Here is a 14,388-nt window from a genome sequence, read left to right as displayed (position 1 = left end):
CATATGTATAACTTGTTTAAAGAAGAAGTTGTTTTAGAGAATAATCGTGTAAAGCTTGTGCCATTCTCAAAGAAATATGAAGGTGAATTGAGAAAAATCATCATAGATGAAGATATATTATTTACTGTAAACTGCAAAACAACGGAAGATGTCACACATTACGTCGAGAAAATGTTAGTCAAAAGGCATGAAAATGTGCTTTATCCGTTCATTATCATAGATAAGCTAACACACGTAGTCGCAGGCTCTACTAGCTTTGGCCATATTCATCCCGATAATAAACGCCTTGAAATAGGTTGGACCTGGTATGGACGATCTTTTCGAGGGTCTGGTTTGAATAAGGCCTGTAAATTTGAGTTGCTTAAATTTGCGTTTGAGCAAATGTTGTTTCGCAGAGTTCAGCTTAGCGCTGACATTGATAATATTCGCTCACAAAAAGCTATTCTTAAGTTAGGTGCTACACGCGAGGGGCTTTTCCGCTCCAATTATATAAATGAACTTGGAGAAAGCCGTGATGACGTTTATTTCAGCATGGTACATACAGAATGGGAAGCGATTAAAGCGAATAATTTTAGTGAGTTTTTATTGGTTTAGACGAGTTCGATAATGATAATCATAAACATGGGTAAAGCCCAAGCGTGTGTATAAATTTAGAGCAGCTTTGTTATTTTGCATGACCTGCAGATAAAGCTGATTTGCGCCGTTTAATCGACTCCACTGAGCTAGTTCTTGGACAATACTTGTCCCAATGCCTTTATTCCGATAGTTCGCAGCGGTAATGATATTGCCCAACCCAGCCCATCCATCCTCTAACACAGCTGATCCTAAACCTACTAATTCCTCATTTTGGTATATGCGCAGATAACAAATTTTAAGTTTAATTCCTGAGAAAATCTGTGTGTAAGCTGGTTTTCGTTCATAAGGGTGCTGTTCCAAGCGCAAAAAGTCCTCTAACCACTCATCCTCTAAGGAATTATTAATTTGGACTCTTAATAAAGGATTTGCAGGAATAGGGTTACTGAGAACCTGATTGCAGGCTGCTTGATATACCGCTGAGGGTGATTGAATGATAAGTCCATGTTTCTCAAGATCCAGATCGACATCAGGGTCAGTTGCAGCGCTAATATGAAAACGAAGCGGAAGGGATAGGGCTGCATAAAAAGCCGTAATTTCATCCATCCAGCTTTGAACAATGGGCAGTGAGCCGGTAGTTAGTACACTGTTGGCACGCATAGTAATACCCGTTCCCGCTCTTAGAATCCAATGCTCAAAAGCTTGCTGAGTTGGAGCAGGCCAAGAGTTAGCCGCCATTTGTTCCAATTTGACTATTAAATGATGCCTATTTACATCCATTGTTCATATCCTCCTTAATTAAATTATGAATAAATATACAATTTAATTTATGAATATGCAATATATGTGTTGTAATTGAGTATAGTCATTTAATCCGCCTGCAAAAAGCCTGATTGGCTTGCTTTTTCAGTAAGCTTTGCATAGACTTATTCTGAAGCTGTTTAAGTCATGCTGTAATCCTTTCTGGGCTGTTGCGTATAATGTAACAACGCAGTGATGAGGGGGATTTGACATGAGAGAGCCGAGTTCAACAAGCTCTAATACTAAAGCAGCAAGAAATCCACGACAAATGAACATTGTGCTTCGCAATTCGGAGGCAAACCATACTTCTTATTCTACATTGAGATATGGAACAGATGAAGCTGCCGCTTTAAATGAGAGTAAATCGTTAAATCGCGAGCCTTTTGCAGAAATTGCTAAGGAATTTGATTCATTTATTGGGATGGATCATGTCAAGGATATCGTCTATGAGATATTTGCTTTGCTGCAAATTTCACAATACCGTATGGATATCGGATTAAATTCACCCACCCAGGTATACCATATGCTGTTTAAAGGTAATCCGGGAACAGGTAAAACGACGGTTGCACGCATTTTGGCAAAGCTATTTCTGTCCATGGGGGTACTCAGCAAAGGGCATTTAGTTGAAGTAGAGCGCGCAGATTTAGTCGGTGAGTATATTGGACATACTGCATTAAAAACACGCGAGCTTGTTAAAAAAGCGTTAGGCGGTATACTTTTTATAGATGAGGCTTATAGCTTAGCCCGCGGCGGCGAGAAGGATTTTGGCAGAGAAGCCATTGACTGTTTAGTCAAATCAATGGAGGACTATCGCAATCAATTTATTCTAATATTAGCTGGATATCCGGAGGAAATGGATGACTTTTTGAGCATGAATCCTGGTTTGCCCTCACGTTTTCCATTGCAGATCGATTTTAATGATTATACCGTGCAGCAGCTCATGCAAATCGCCGATTTAATGGCCAAGGAAAGTCAATATGTCTTTGCTCCACAAGCTGAAATGAAATTAAGGCATCATTTGGCGGAGGAAAAGCTAAACTGCGGCTACAGCTTCAGCAATGCAAGGTATGTCCGCAATTTGATTGAGAAAGCCATTCGCCATCAAGCCGTAAGGCTGCTTCAGCAATATTCTACAAACCCTTCAAGGCAAGAGCTAATGCTGCTAAAAACCGAAGATTTACGCTGGGAACGCAAAAATTAAATGGTTATTAAAAGGAGAGAATCGCTTATGAAACAAACGACACATCACGTCATCCCTCATATTCTGGAACGCGCCATTCTAGTTAGCTTGGTCACTCAGAAGGAAAAACGCAATGAATTTCTAACGGAATATTCCTTGCAGGAGTTAGTCGCACTTGCTGAAACTGCTGGGGTACAGGTTCTAGAAACCATGACCCAGAATAAAGATGCCAAAGACTCCAAGACATTTATTGGTAAAGGGAAGGTCGCTGAGCTGAAGCTTCGTTTAGAGGAGCTGGATGGTAATACAGCGATATTCGACCAAGAGCTGTCTGGAGCGCAGGTACGGAATCTAGAAGCAGCACTTGATGTAAAAATTATTGATCGAACTCAGCTGATTCTGGATATCTTCGCACAACGGGCGAATACTCGTGAAGGTATCTTGCAAGTAGAACTAGCTCAGCTGAGCTACCTACTGCCTAGACTTTCTGGGCAAGGTAAGAATCTCGCTAGATTAAACGGTGGCGGGATTGGCGCACGTGGACCCGGAGAAACCAAATTGGAAATGGACCGTCGTCATATTCGCGATCGAATTGACGAGTTAAAGCAGCAAATGCAGGAGGTTGTTCGTCACCGGGTACTGCATCGCGAGAGACGTAAAAAAGCAGGAGCTTTTCAAGTTGCTTTAGTTGGCTACACCAATGCAGGTAAATCAACAATCTTAAATCAATTAACTCATGCAGACGTTTATGTGCAGAATCAGTTATTTGCTACATTGGATCCAACCTCACGCAACTTAAAGCTGCCAAATGGCAAGGAAATTATTCTAACGGATACAGTTGGATTTATTCAGAATTTACCGCATGATTTAATTGCCTCATTCCGTGCGACATTGGAGGAAGTATTAGAAGCTGATTTGATTCTACACGTTGTGGATAGCTCGCTTGAGATGCATATGGAGCAGATGAACATTGTAAATGCTGTCTTGAAAGAACTTGGCGCACGAGATAAAGAGCAAATCACCTTGTTTAATAAATCGGATCTTTGTGTGACTACCGAAGGGCAAATGGATGCAGCAGAAGGGGAGTTCTTGCGCATTTCTGCTTTTAACGAAGCAGATCTCGAACTAATAAAGCTGGCCATTCAAGAAAAATTAGTAAGTGACAGTAAATGGTTTCGTATCCCAGCTAATAAAGGTGATTTAATTGCGTTATTGTACCGAGTAGGTGAAGTGCTTGAAACAGATGTCGATGGAGATGACATGCTTATTCAAGTAAGAGTGAATGCTGGCGATTATGCCAAAAACGCTTATTTATTAGCTACATACGAGGATAATGGTCAGGTGGAAGAGGGAGCGACAGTGTAAGCATGGTATTTTCGGACAAGGTTCAAGCTATTATGGGGAAAGTAGAACAAAAAATATCTGGAGCTATCCAGCAAGTGGATCAATTAATTGATCCTAATCAATGGAAGGTTGTTGCTGCATTTCAGAAGCATCGCGTAAGTGATTATCATTTTAATTCATCGACTGGTTATGGCTATAATGATCGTGGCAGGGAAGTCTTGGATTTGGTATATGCGGATGTTTTTGGCGCTGAAGCAGCGCTTGTACGCCCGCATTTTGCATCTGGGACACATACTATTTCTACCGCATTATTCGGAGTCCTGCGTCCAGGAGATGAGCTATTATATATTACGGGAACGCCTTATGATACCTTACATAAAGTTATCGGTGAACCACAGGATGGAAAAGGTTCTTTACAGGATTGGGGAGTGCATTACGCTGAAGTTGCCTTATTAGAGGATGGGCTTCCCGATTGGATTAACATTCAGAAAAGCATAACCAGCCAAACAAAGGTTATCGGAATACAGCGTTCTCGCGGCTATGAGTGGAGAGCTTCTTTTACCGTTGCTCAAATTGCAGAAATGGTACAGTTTGTTAAAGAGATTAACCCAGCTTTAATTGTATTTGTAGATAATTGTTATGGAGAATTTACGGAACTTCTTGAACCTACACAAGTAGATGTAGATTTAATGGCTGGCTCATTAATTAAGAATCCAGGCGGCGGTATTGCCGAATCAGGAGGTTATATAGCTGGTAAACATAAATATGTCGAGCTGGCTGCTTTTAGATTGACCGCTCCGGGGATTGGCGGGGATGTAGGGGCAATGATGGGGGCAACTCATAAGATGTTCCAAGGGCTATTCCTAGCACCGCACATGGTGGGACAAGCTCTAAAAGGGAGCATATTTGCAGCGGCCATGTTTGAAGAATTAGGATTTGCAACTCAGCCGAGCTGGGAAGAGTCAAGAAGTGACTTAATTCAGGCGATTCGCTTCACAAGCGCGGACCATTTAATTGCTTTTGTACAAGGCGTGCAAAAAGCTTCTGCAGTAGATGCCCACGTTGTTCCTGAGCCTTGGGATATGCCAGGTTATGAGCATCCCGTTATTATGGCCGCAGGTACTTTTATCCAAGGCGGCAGCTTAGAGCTGTCAGCAGATGCGCCCATTCGTGAGCCTTATATTGCCTATATGCAAGGCGGGTTAACATACTCCCATGCAAAACTCGGCGTGATCTATGCAATTGAACATTTAATTGCAAAAGGACATCTGTAAACCTTACATCACTTGACATGTATTTAGGGAAAAGCTACAATAATAAGGAAGGTTTTCTAGGAAAAGATCGACCTCCCAGTGAGGTCACAGGAGTGAATGGCATGAATGATGATATCCGCAAGAATATGGCATTGTTTCCAATTGGTATTGTAATGAAATTAACCGATTTAACCGCTAGACAAATTCGCTATTATGAACAACATGAGCTAGTTATGCCAGCTAGAACGGGCGGCAATCAACGTTTGTATTCGTTTAACGATGTATCTCGCTTGCTAGAAATCAAGGACTTGATTGAAAAAGGTGTTAATATTGCAGGAATTAAGCAAGTATTGCATACGGTTTCACAGGATTCCGATGAAGCAACCGTTATAACTGAGCAAACAGAGAATAAGCGTCGGGAAATGACCGATTCACAGCTTCACAAGATGTTAAAACAGCAATTGATCAACGGTAAACGCCCGGGTCAGGTTTCATTGATCCAAGGCGAGCTATCGCGCTTTTTCCATTAAAACGCTTTACCATTCGAAGGAGGAGATAAACCCGTGATTCAATATACTAAAGAAGATATTTTAAAAATTGCAAGTCAAGAGAATGTACGGTTTATTCGTCTGCAGTTTACAGATTTAATGGGCTCTATTAAAAATGTTGAAATTCCAATTAGCCAGCTAGAAAAAGCTTTAGATAATAAAATGATGTTTGATGGTTCTTCCATTGAAGGCTACGTGCGTATTGAAGAGTCCGATATGTATCTATATCCGGATTTATCCACTTGGATGATTTTCCCTTGGATAGCATCGAATCGCGTAGCACGTTTAATTTGTGATATTTATTTGCCGGATGGTCGTCCTTTTCCAGGGGATCCACGTGGAATTCTCAAACGAGCTTTGCAAGAAGCAGTTGATATGGGCTATAGCGCAATGAATGTTGGACCTGAGCCTGAGTTTTTCTTATTCAAAACGGATGAAAAAGGCAATCCTACATTAGAATTAAATGATCAAGGTGGATACTTTGATTTAGCTCCGATGGATTTAGGTGAGAATTGCCGTCGTGAAATCGTGCTAACTTTGGAAGAAATGGGCTTTGAAGTTGAGGCTTCTCATCATGAAGTAGCACCAGGCCAGCATGAAATTGATTTTAAATATGCCAACGCACTTAAGGCAGCTGATCAAATTCAAACCTTTAAACTAGTAGTCAAAACAATAGCTAGACAGCATGGCTTACATGCAACCTTTATGCCGAAGCCGCTTTTTGGTGTTAATGGCTCAGGAATGCATTGTCACCAATCGTTGTTTAAAGGCGAAGTAAACGCTTTTTATGACGAGAAGGATAAATTAGGCCTAAGCTCAGATGCACGTTATTATATGGCTGGAATACTTAGGCATGCACGTTCATTCGCTGCTATCACTAACCCAACTGTCAATTCCTACAAGCGTCTAGTTCCTGGTTATGAAGCACCTTGTTATGTAGCGTGGTCTGCAAGTAACCGCAGCCCAATGATTCGTATCCCTGCTTCACGCGGGTTAAGTACTCGAGTAGAGGTTCGTAATCCGGATCCAGCAGCTAATCCTTATCTTGCGCTTGCCGTTATGCTCAAAGCAGGTTTGGATGGAATCAAGCACAAGATGCAATTGCCTCCTCCAACTGATCGCAATATTTATGTAATGTCCGAAGAGGAAAGAGAAGATCAAGGCATTCCTAGTTTGCCAGCTAATTTAAAGGAAGCTTTGAATGAGTTATTACGAGACGAAGTCATCTGCGATGTGCTTGGAGATCATGCACTAGCTCACTTTTATGAATTGAAGGAAATCGAGTGGGACATGTATCGTACACAGGTTCATCCATGGGAACGCGAGCAATATCTAACTTTGTATTAGAATAAATAATCATATAAAAAAAGACCATTGAAAGTTATCCCTCAATGGTCTTTTTTATATGTAATGAACCTTAGTGAATACTGCGGAATAAACCAATAACCTTACCGAGAATGGTTACTTTATTCAAACGAATTGGCTCCATAGAGGCATTCTCCGGCTGTAAGCGAATGTGATCCTTCTCTTTATAAAAGGTTTTAACAGTTGCCTCGTCATCTTCATTCATAGCCACTACGATGTCTCCATTATTAGCGGAGGACTGCTGACGAACTATAACGTAATCTCCGTCATGAATTCCCACTTCGATCATACTTTCTCCCATTACGCTTAGCATGTAAACTTCATCATCTTTGACAAAATGGTTAGGTAGCGGAAAGTAATCCTCGATGTTCTCACTAGCTGTAATGGGAACACCTGCAGTAACTCTACCAATTAAAGGGACTCTGGTAATAGTATGTGCAAAAGCAGAAGCTGAATCATCTAAACCTAATATTTCAATAGCTCTTGGTTTGGTAGGGTCACGTCTAATTAAGCCTTTTTTCTCTAAGCGCTCTAAATGGCCATGAACCGTGGAACTAGAAGCTAAGCCAACGGATTCACCGATTTCGCGAACGGATGGAGGATAACCTTTCTCTCTAACTTCACTTTTTATAAAATCTAGAATGGCAAGTTGTCTGTTTGAAATCTTACTCATATAATGAAATCCCTCCAAATTGGTAATTATTTAAATGAAGTATAACATAGAATAGGAGTTCGTACAAACATAAGTTCGAATAATTATTGACACAAACAATTGTTCGTGTTATCTTGTAAATAGAACAAACGTTTGGGGAGATGAATTGGATGAACACAGTTGATAACAACCCGGTTTATTTTATTGAAGAGGATCAGAAAGTTACAACAACTACATACTATAGAAGCAAGAATCAAGCTCTATTGAATAAAGCTACTCAACATACATGGAAGCATAAGAAATTTCTGCGAATCATTATTGTAGGAGTTTTGTTGCTTATTGCAATTACTTGCGGTACACTCATTCATGCTTTTGCAAGCACACACGAACAGATAAACGATAGTTCCTCTAATATATTGGCTATTAATACAGTAGCATTAGAAACACCTGAAGCTGATGTTCCCAAAGCTGAAGCTCCTAAAGTAGATGTTGTACAAGGTGATACTCTGTGGTCCATCGCAAACGAATATGCTCCTGCTAAAGTCAGTGTTTCATCCTATATAAATCAGATTAAAAAACTAAACGGACTGAAGAATTCGGTAATTCAAGAAGGACAAATGTTATTGTTACCTAATTGAATCAAAGGGTAATAGAAGAAGATCATTCATTCGGATGATCTTCTTTCTTTTTTATGTCCATAAGTTTGTCAGGGCTGCTTCTTGACAATGTAGAGTCAGAATGGCAAAGTAATAGAGATAACGAACATATGAAAGACTTCGTTTCCATTACAACGTATGGTTTGGAGGATTGCAGATGAGTATGGAAGAGAAGATTGAACGCATTAATCAATTAGCAAGAAAAGCAAAAACCGTTGGATTATCTGATGAAGAAATCGATGAAAGAAATGAATTACGCAAGCAATATATCGAAATCTTCAAGGGGAACTTAAAAATTCATCTTGATTCAATCCGATATGTAGAAGATGAAGAGAAGCAGTAGCTTAAGTTAGAGGGGGAACCACCGTGTCACGCAAATGGGAACGTATGGTCTTGAAGAATAAAAAAATTACCAATAAGCAACGCACTAAGCAAGGTAAAGAAGTCATCTCTAGAGTTTATAAAGAACCCATGTTGAAATTTTTTGGGCGCAGTTGGTTTTTACCGTTGCTTTGTATTGGGTTCTCACTTTTTTTCACACTATCTTACCCAACTAGTGGGCAGGATGCTACCACAAAATTTGTGATCATTGCTTATTTTGTCATGGGTTTATTTATTTATTTTGTTAGACGTCCCCGTTTAAGTGTCGGCAAAACGACGTTATCGTCTCGCCGTTTCTCTAGAGATGTTACCTTAGAGGCAGCTGAGATCGATGGAATTACCGTACAAAAAGCCTATGTGATTATTCATTTTAGACAAAAAAAATCTCGATGGGTATTTTCCAAGCTTATGCACCGCTTCGATATCAGAGCCATGTCTACAGCAGTAGAAGAATTTGCAAACAACAACGGAATATTATTCATTGATCAAACTAAAGGGGTATAACGATGTCACTAAAAGCAATTTTATTTGATTTGGATGATACACTATTATGGGATGATCGTAGTGTAGCTGAAGCATTTACAGCAACATGTGAGGCGGCTGTAAGGCAATATCCTCAGCTTAAAGCAACTGAATTGGAAGCTTCCGTACGCAAGGAAGCACGGGCTATGTATGAAAGCTTTGATACATTTCCATTTACGAAGATGATTGGTATCAATCCTTTTGAAGCTTTATGGGGTAATTTTAGCGAAGGCGAAGATGAGAACTTTGTTAAGCTCCGATCTCTAGCACCTGGTTATCGCACGGCTGCTTGGACCAAAGGCTTGCTTGCTTTAGGAATTGATGATGCTGAGCTAGGGCAAGTGTTAGGAGAGCTTTTTCCTAAAGAGCGGAGAGCAAGGCCTATCGTTTACGATGATACTTTCGCATTGTTAGATGCACTGAAAGGTAATTATAAGCTGTTATTGCTTACAAACGGTTCACCTGATCTACAAAAAGAGAAAATAGCAGGTGTCCCTAAGCTTGCTGCCTATTTTGATGAAATTATTATATCTGGACAGTTTGGTGAAGGTAAGCCGGCTATCTCCATTTTCCAACACGCTATGAAGTTATTGAACATCAGTCCAAATGACGGCTTAATGGTCGGAGACAAATTGACTACAGACATACTTGGTTCAAATCGAGTAGGGATGCGGAATGTATGGATCAATCATCATGAGGTAGTTCGTTCAAATGAAATTATTCCTACCTATGAAATTAAAGACGTCGGTGAGCTAATGGCGATCATCGAAAATTTAGCTCTAAGAAGCGCATAATCAAAAACCCGTTCTACTTCATTCAGAAGTGGAACGGGTTTTTTTAAGATAAATATAGTCCGGATTTAAGCTTTAACAAAGGAAGGATCTTCATAAGGTTCAGCAATCCAACCATTGGCTTCGATAAACAAGCGAACAGCAACAATAGCTCGGTTATCCATCAGTGTAAAGAAATGAGCTTTGTTCTCTGGGACAGAGATAACATCACCTGCTGAAAGCTCGACATCAAAATAACCAACATCACCGGCGCCTTTAATAATAAAAATCCCTTTACCCGCTGTGATAGCGCGAATTTCGTCCTCGGTATGAGTATGAACGGCTTCGAATTTCTTCAATAAATCACCTAAGTTTGGTGTTGCATCTGATAAAGTAATGAGATCCCATATTTGATATCCGCGGCGTGCAGACAGGTCTTTAATTTCACTGTCAAAGGTAGCAAGAACTTCAGCTTTCTCTGCATCAGACAATACAAAATTTTCTTGTAAGTGAGCAGGAAGCTTACTTGTATCCCAATGCTCATAAACAACTTCTTGCCCTTCGAGAAAATTCCTTACGTCTTGATCGGCACTAATTCTTTCATTTGTGTTGCGAATTCTAATTTCTGCCATCGTTATATCCTCCTTAAAAAATTAATTTAATACCTATTATATGCCTTTTAAGCTTCTATGTCGATAACTGCAGCCTTAATTCATTGTAAATACATCGGAAATGTAAATATAACAACACTTTCAAATTAGACTTTATTTTGCTACACTTTATGTTAAACTTAAATACAGTCATTTTGTAGCAGAATGTATGCAGATACGGAAGGAAGAGCGACTTGAGTAAACCAACCCTACAGGAACAAATGAAACGTAAGATTATGATATTAGATGGTGCAATGGGTACTATGATTCAGCAGGAGGATTTAACTGAGGCTGACTTTGGAAGTGAGGATTTAGATGGCTGTAACGAAATTCTAGTCATCACGCGTCCCGATGTAATATCCAAAATTCATGAAGCTTATTTTGCTGCTGGTGCAGATATTATAGAAACGAATACTTTTGGTGCGACCAGTATCGTACTTGCCGAATATGATTTACAGGATCGCTCCACTGAAATTAACTTGGCCGCTGCTAAGCTTGCAGTTGACGCAGCTAATAAATTCTCCACCCCAGAGTGGCCGAGGTATGTAGCAGGAGCGTTAGGACCCACAACTAAAACGTTATCGGTTACGGGTGGAGTTACTTTTGACCAGCTAGTGGACACGTATTATGAACAAGCTGTAGCGTTAATTCAAGCTGGAGTAGATGCGTTATTATTGGAAACCTCTCAGGATACGTTAAATGTTAAAGCAGGCAGTATTGGTATACGTAAAGCAATGGATGAGCTGAATACTCAACTTCCTATTATGATCTCAGGAACAATAGAACCTATGGGGACTACGCTTGCTGGGCAGAGTATTGAAGCATTTTATATTTCCTTAGAGCATCTTAACCCAGTATCTATTGGTTTGAACTGCGCTACAGGTCCTGAGTTTATGCGGGATCATATTCGTACTTTATCGGAAATCGCGGAAACGGCTGTTAGCTGTTATCCTAATGCTGGACTTCCTGATGAGAATGGCCATTATCACGAATCACCCGAATCCCTAGCGAAGAAAATGGCTGGGTTTGCTGAGCAAGGCTGGTTGAATATGGCCGGCGGCTGCTGTGGTACAACACCAGCACATATTCGAGCTTTAGCAGATATGATGGGGAAATATGCACCTAGAACTAAGTTTGGTACCCATCCTCCGGCAGTTTCAGGTATTGAAACCGTCTATATTGAGCCGGAAAATCGGCCTATTATGGTTGGGGAAAGAACGAATATCTCAGGATCACGTAAATTTAAACGGCTTATTAAAGAAGGAAAGTTTGAAGAAGCCTCAGAGGTTGCCAGAGCACAGGTTAAAAACGGCGCTCACGTTATCGATATTAATCTTCAAGATACAGATATCGATGAAGATTATGCGATGGAGAATTTTTTACAGCATGTAGTAAAGAAAGTAAAGGTTCCGTTAGTTATTGATTCGACCTATGATCACATCATTGAGCTAGGATTGAAATATTCGCAAGGTAAAGCAATCATTAATTCGATTAACCTTGAGGATGGCGAAGTGAAGTTTGCGGCCATTGTTCCGTTAATTCATCGCTATGGTGCTGCTGTTGTGACCATTCTGATTGATGAGAGAGGACAAGCTGTTACTCGTGAAGCTAAATTAGAGGTTGCTGCGCGTTCTTATGAACTCTTAGTTAACAAATATGGCATGAAGCCGCATGATATTATTTTTGACCCGAATATGTTCCCTATTGGCTCAGGAGATCCGCAATATATTGGTTCTGCTGTGGAAACCATTGAAGGGATTAAGCTCATTAAAGAAGCCTTTCCCGAGTGCAAAACTATACTTGGTTTAAGTAACATTTCTTTTGGCTTACCTGATACGGGACGCGAGGTTTTAAACTCGGTTTATCTGTATCATTGTACAAAAGCCGGTTTGGATTACGCGATTGTCAATACGGAGAAACTAGAGCGGTATGCCTCGATTTCACCAGCTGAGCGTAAGCTTGCGGAGGATTTAATTTTTGATACAAGTGACCAAACCTTAGCAGACTTCGTAGCTTTCTTCCGTGTGAAGAAAGTCGATAAGATTGTCAAAATCAGCTCACTTACTTTAGAAGAGCGCTTAGGCTCCTATGTTATTGAAGGTACCAAAGAAGGCTTGCTCCCGGACCTTGAACTGGCTTTAAAACAATATACAGCTTTAGAGGTTATCAACGGTCCGCTGATGGCTGGGATGAGCGAGGTAGGCCGTTTATTCAACAACAATGAATTAATTGTCGCAGAGGTGCTGCAGAGTGCTGAAGTAATGAAGGCTTCAGTAGCCTATCTAGAGCAATTTATGGAGAAGGATGAAACAGCAGTTAAAGGTAAAATCATCCTGGCTACTGTCAAAGGCGATGTTCATGATATTGGTAAAAATTTAGTCGAAATTATTTTATCAAATAATGGTTACAAGATCATAAACTTGGGTATTAAAGTACCACCGGAGCAAATAATTGAAGCTTTCCGCCGGGAACAGCCAGATGCGATAGGTTTATCGGGCTTGCTAGTTAAATCTGCCCAGCAAATGGTGATCACCGCACAGGATTTGAAGTTAGCTGGCATTAATGCCCCCATTCTAGTGGGTGGAGCTGCTTTGACTCGTAAGTTTACTAAAACGCGAATTGGGCCGGAATATGATGGTTTAGTGCTGTATGCCAAAGATGCGATGAACGGTCTGGATATTGCGAACCAAATTAGCGATCCAGAACAGAAAAAAATGCTGATTGAAGAAATGCGGATTTATAAAGAGTCCGATGTCATGGAGGCAGGCAAGAAAACAGAAGTTCCTTTACCTGTACAATCTCGTGCGCGCAGTACCAAAATATCGCCAGATGCGCCAGTATTCACACCACCGGATACAGAACGTCATGTATTGCGTGACTATCCTTTAGGACACGTATTGCCTTATGTCAATCTCGAGATGTTATTGGGTCATCACTTGGGTGTCCGTGGTTCAGTAGAACAATTGTTGAAAGATAAAGATCCGAAGACAACCCAGCTCAAAGAAGTGGTTGATTCCATTATGGAAGAAGCTGTGAAGGACGGAACGATTAAAACACACGGGATTTATCGCTTTTTGCCGGCTCAATCCTCAGGAAATGACATTATTATTTATGACCCAGCAGATACAACTAAAATCTTAAAAACATTCTCATTCCCACGTCAGGCTGTAGAGCCGCACCTTTGTCTAGCTGATTTCTTGAAATCTGTGGATAGCGGGATTATGGATTATGTCGGATTCTTGATTGTTACTGCTGGCCATGGAGTAAGAGATATGTCCACAAAATTGAAGGATTCAGGCGATTATTTACGCTCACATGCGGTCCAAGCGTGCGCTTTGGAATTAGCAGAAGGCTTTGCCGAAAGAATGCATCATATTATGCGCGATATTTGGGGCTACCCGGATTCACCAGATATGACTATGAAACAAAGACATGGTGCTAGATATCAAGGGATTCGTGTATCATTCGGCTATCCAGCTTGTCCAGACCTTGAGGATCAAATTCCTTTGTTTGATTTGCTTAAGCCTGAAGATATCGGAGTAGAATTAACTGAAGGCTGCATGATGGATCCAGAAGCTTCTGTTTCAGCTATGGTATTTGCCCATCCGCAGGCGCAATATTTTAATGTTGAGAAGGTTTGATGTGACTATATACGAGGTAAACTATTAGTAACCTCAAACAATGCTTGCGATA

At 40.6% G+C, this 14,388-nt stretch carries 14 protein-coding genes; 11 read left to right on the top strand and 3 right to left on the bottom strand.

Going from position 1 to position 14,388, the window contains the following annotated elements; translation table 11 throughout:
- The first annotated feature begins 3 nt into the window (after window positions 1–3).
- The gene (locus tag EHS13_RS18500) at window positions 4–594 is read left to right on the top strand and encodes a GNAT family N-acetyltransferase (RefSeq protein WP_155701786.1); all 591 of its coding nucleotides are present in this window, start codon (window positions 4–6) and stop codon (window positions 592–594) included.
- Here EHS13_RS18500 and EHS13_RS18495 read toward each other — a convergent pair.
- The gene (locus tag EHS13_RS18495; RefSeq protein ID WP_155701785.1) at window positions 583–1,353 is read right to left on the bottom strand and encodes a GNAT family N-acetyltransferase; all 771 of its coding nucleotides are present in this window, start codon (window positions 1,351–1,353) and stop codon (window positions 583–585) included. The genes EHS13_RS18500 and EHS13_RS18495 overlap by 12 nt on opposite strands.
- A 232-nt stretch (window positions 1,354–1,585) precedes the next feature.
- On the opposite strand from EHS13_RS18495, the gene EHS13_RS18490 reads away from it, so the two are divergent.
- From EHS13_RS18490 to glnA, 5 genes are all read left to right on the top strand, one after another.
- The gene (locus tag EHS13_RS18490) at window positions 1,586–2,575 is read left to right on the top strand and encodes an AAA family ATPase (RefSeq protein ID WP_155701784.1); all 990 of its coding nucleotides are present in this window, start codon (window positions 1,586–1,588) and stop codon (window positions 2,573–2,575) included.
- Window positions 2,576–2,602: 27 nt separating this feature from the next.
- Entirely contained in the window at window positions 2,603–3,919 is a 1,317-nt protein-coding gene (gene hflX, locus EHS13_RS18485) for a GTPase HflX (RefSeq protein WP_155701783.1), read from the top strand.
- 2 nt (window positions 3,920–3,921) lie between these two features.
- Window positions 3,922–5,172, top strand: coding sequence for a methionine gamma-lyase family protein (locus EHS13_RS18480; protein WP_155701782.1), 1,251 nt, complete (start codon window positions 3,922–3,924; stop codon window positions 5,170–5,172).
- 101 nt (window positions 5,173–5,273) lie between these two features.
- Window positions 5,274–5,681 (top strand): MerR family transcriptional regulator, encoded by a 408-nt coding sequence (locus EHS13_RS18475; protein ID WP_155701781.1) that lies wholly within the window; start codon window positions 5,274–5,276, stop codon window positions 5,679–5,681.
- 36 nt (window positions 5,682–5,717) lie between these two features.
- Complete coding sequence (glnA, locus tag EHS13_RS18470; RefSeq protein ID WP_155705415.1) at window positions 5,718–7,046, top strand: type I glutamate--ammonia ligase; 1,329 nt, start codon at window positions 5,718–5,720, stop codon at window positions 7,044–7,046.
- 70 nt (window positions 7,047–7,116) lie between these two features.
- Here glnA and lexA read toward each other — a convergent pair whose 3' ends face one another.
- Window positions 7,117–7,737 (bottom strand): transcriptional repressor LexA, encoded by a 621-nt coding sequence (gene lexA, locus EHS13_RS18465; RefSeq protein ID WP_155701780.1) that lies wholly within the window; start codon window positions 7,735–7,737, stop codon window positions 7,117–7,119.
- Between the two features lie 149 nt (window positions 7,738–7,886).
- Between lexA and EHS13_RS18460 the strand changes: the two genes are divergently transcribed.
- The 4 genes from EHS13_RS18460 (at window position 7,887) to EHS13_RS18445 (ending at window position 10,069) form a co-directional block, all read left to right on the top strand.
- Window positions 7,887–8,354, top strand: a complete 468-nt coding sequence (locus EHS13_RS18460; protein ID WP_155701779.1) for a LysM peptidoglycan-binding domain-containing protein — start codon at window positions 7,887–7,889, stop codon at window positions 8,352–8,354.
- Window positions 8,355–8,529: 175 nt separating this feature from the next.
- On the top strand, window positions 8,530–8,715 hold the full coding sequence (locus EHS13_RS18455) for a DUF896 domain-containing protein (RefSeq protein ID WP_155701778.1): 186 nt from the start codon (window positions 8,530–8,532) through the stop codon (window positions 8,713–8,715).
- Window positions 8,716–8,738: 23 nt separating this feature from the next.
- The gene (locus tag EHS13_RS18450) at window positions 8,739–9,257 is read left to right on the top strand and encodes a hypothetical protein (protein WP_155701777.1); all 519 of its coding nucleotides are present in this window, start codon (window positions 8,739–8,741) and stop codon (window positions 9,255–9,257) included.
- A 2-nt stretch (window positions 9,258–9,259) separates the two neighbouring features.
- A complete protein-coding gene (locus EHS13_RS18445) occupies window positions 9,260–10,069 on the top strand; it encodes an HAD family hydrolase (protein WP_155701776.1) in 810 nt (269 codons plus the stop codon).
- Window positions 10,070–10,134: 65 nt separating this feature from the next.
- Here EHS13_RS18445 and EHS13_RS18440 read toward each other — a convergent pair whose 3' ends face one another.
- Window positions 10,135–10,677 carry an acireductone dioxygenase gene (locus tag EHS13_RS18440; RefSeq protein WP_155701775.1) on the bottom strand — a complete coding sequence of 181 codons (543 nt, stop codon included), beginning with the start codon at window positions 10,675–10,677 and terminating at the stop codon, window positions 10,135–10,137.
- A gap of 212 nt (window positions 10,678–10,889) precedes the next feature.
- On the opposite strand from EHS13_RS18440, the gene metH reads away from it, so the two are divergent.
- Window positions 10,890–14,336 (top strand): methionine synthase, encoded by a 3,447-nt coding sequence (metH, locus tag EHS13_RS18435; protein ID WP_155701774.1) that lies wholly within the window; start codon window positions 10,890–10,892, stop codon window positions 14,334–14,336.
- The last annotated feature ends 52 nt before the right edge of the window (window positions 14,337–14,388 follow it).

This window comes from Paenibacillus psychroresistens, from assembly GCF_009728935.1.
GTDB lineage: Bacteria > Bacillota > Bacilli > Paenibacillales > NBRC-103111 > Paenibacillus_AC > Paenibacillus_AC psychroresistens.
This window is presented reverse-complemented; position numbering and strand designations above follow the sequence as displayed.

Bases quoted from the DNA above. Each gene is read 5' to 3' on its own strand.
- EHS13_RS18455 (WP_155701778.1), top strand. From the start codon at position 8,530: ATGAGTATGGAAGAGAAGATTGAACGCATTAATCAATTAGCAAGAAAA.
- EHS13_RS18475 (WP_155701781.1), top strand. From the start codon at position 5,274: ATGAATGATGATATCCGCAAGAATATGGCATTGTTTCCAATTGGTATT.
- EHS13_RS18500 (WP_155701786.1), top strand. From the start codon at position 4: ATGTATAACTTGTTTAAAGAAGAAGTTGTTTTAGAGAATAATCGTGTA.
- EHS13_RS18440 (WP_155701775.1), bottom strand. From the start codon at position 10,677: ATGGCAGAAATTAGAATTCGCAACACAAATGAAAGAATTAGTGCCGAT.
- EHS13_RS18480 (WP_155701782.1), top strand. From the start codon at position 3,922: ATGGTATTTTCGGACAAGGTTCAAGCTATTATGGGGAAAGTAGAACAA.
- EHS13_RS18445 (WP_155701776.1), top strand. From the start codon at position 9,260: ATGTCACTAAAAGCAATTTTATTTGATTTGGATGATACACTATTATGG.
- EHS13_RS18460 (WP_155701779.1), top strand. From the start codon at position 7,887: ATGAACACAGTTGATAACAACCCGGTTTATTTTATTGAAGAGGATCAG.
- EHS13_RS18495 (WP_155701785.1), bottom strand. From the start codon at position 1,353: ATGGATGTAAATAGGCATCATTTAATAGTCAAATTGGAACAAATGGCG.
- lexA (WP_155701780.1), bottom strand. From the start codon at position 7,737: ATGAGTAAGATTTCAAACAGACAACTTGCCATTCTAGATTTTATAAAA.
- hflX (WP_155701783.1), top strand. From the start codon at position 2,603: ATGAAACAAACGACACATCACGTCATCCCTCATATTCTGGAACGCGCC.
- EHS13_RS18490 (WP_155701784.1), top strand. From the start codon at position 1,586: ATGAGAGAGCCGAGTTCAACAAGCTCTAATACTAAAGCAGCAAGAAAT.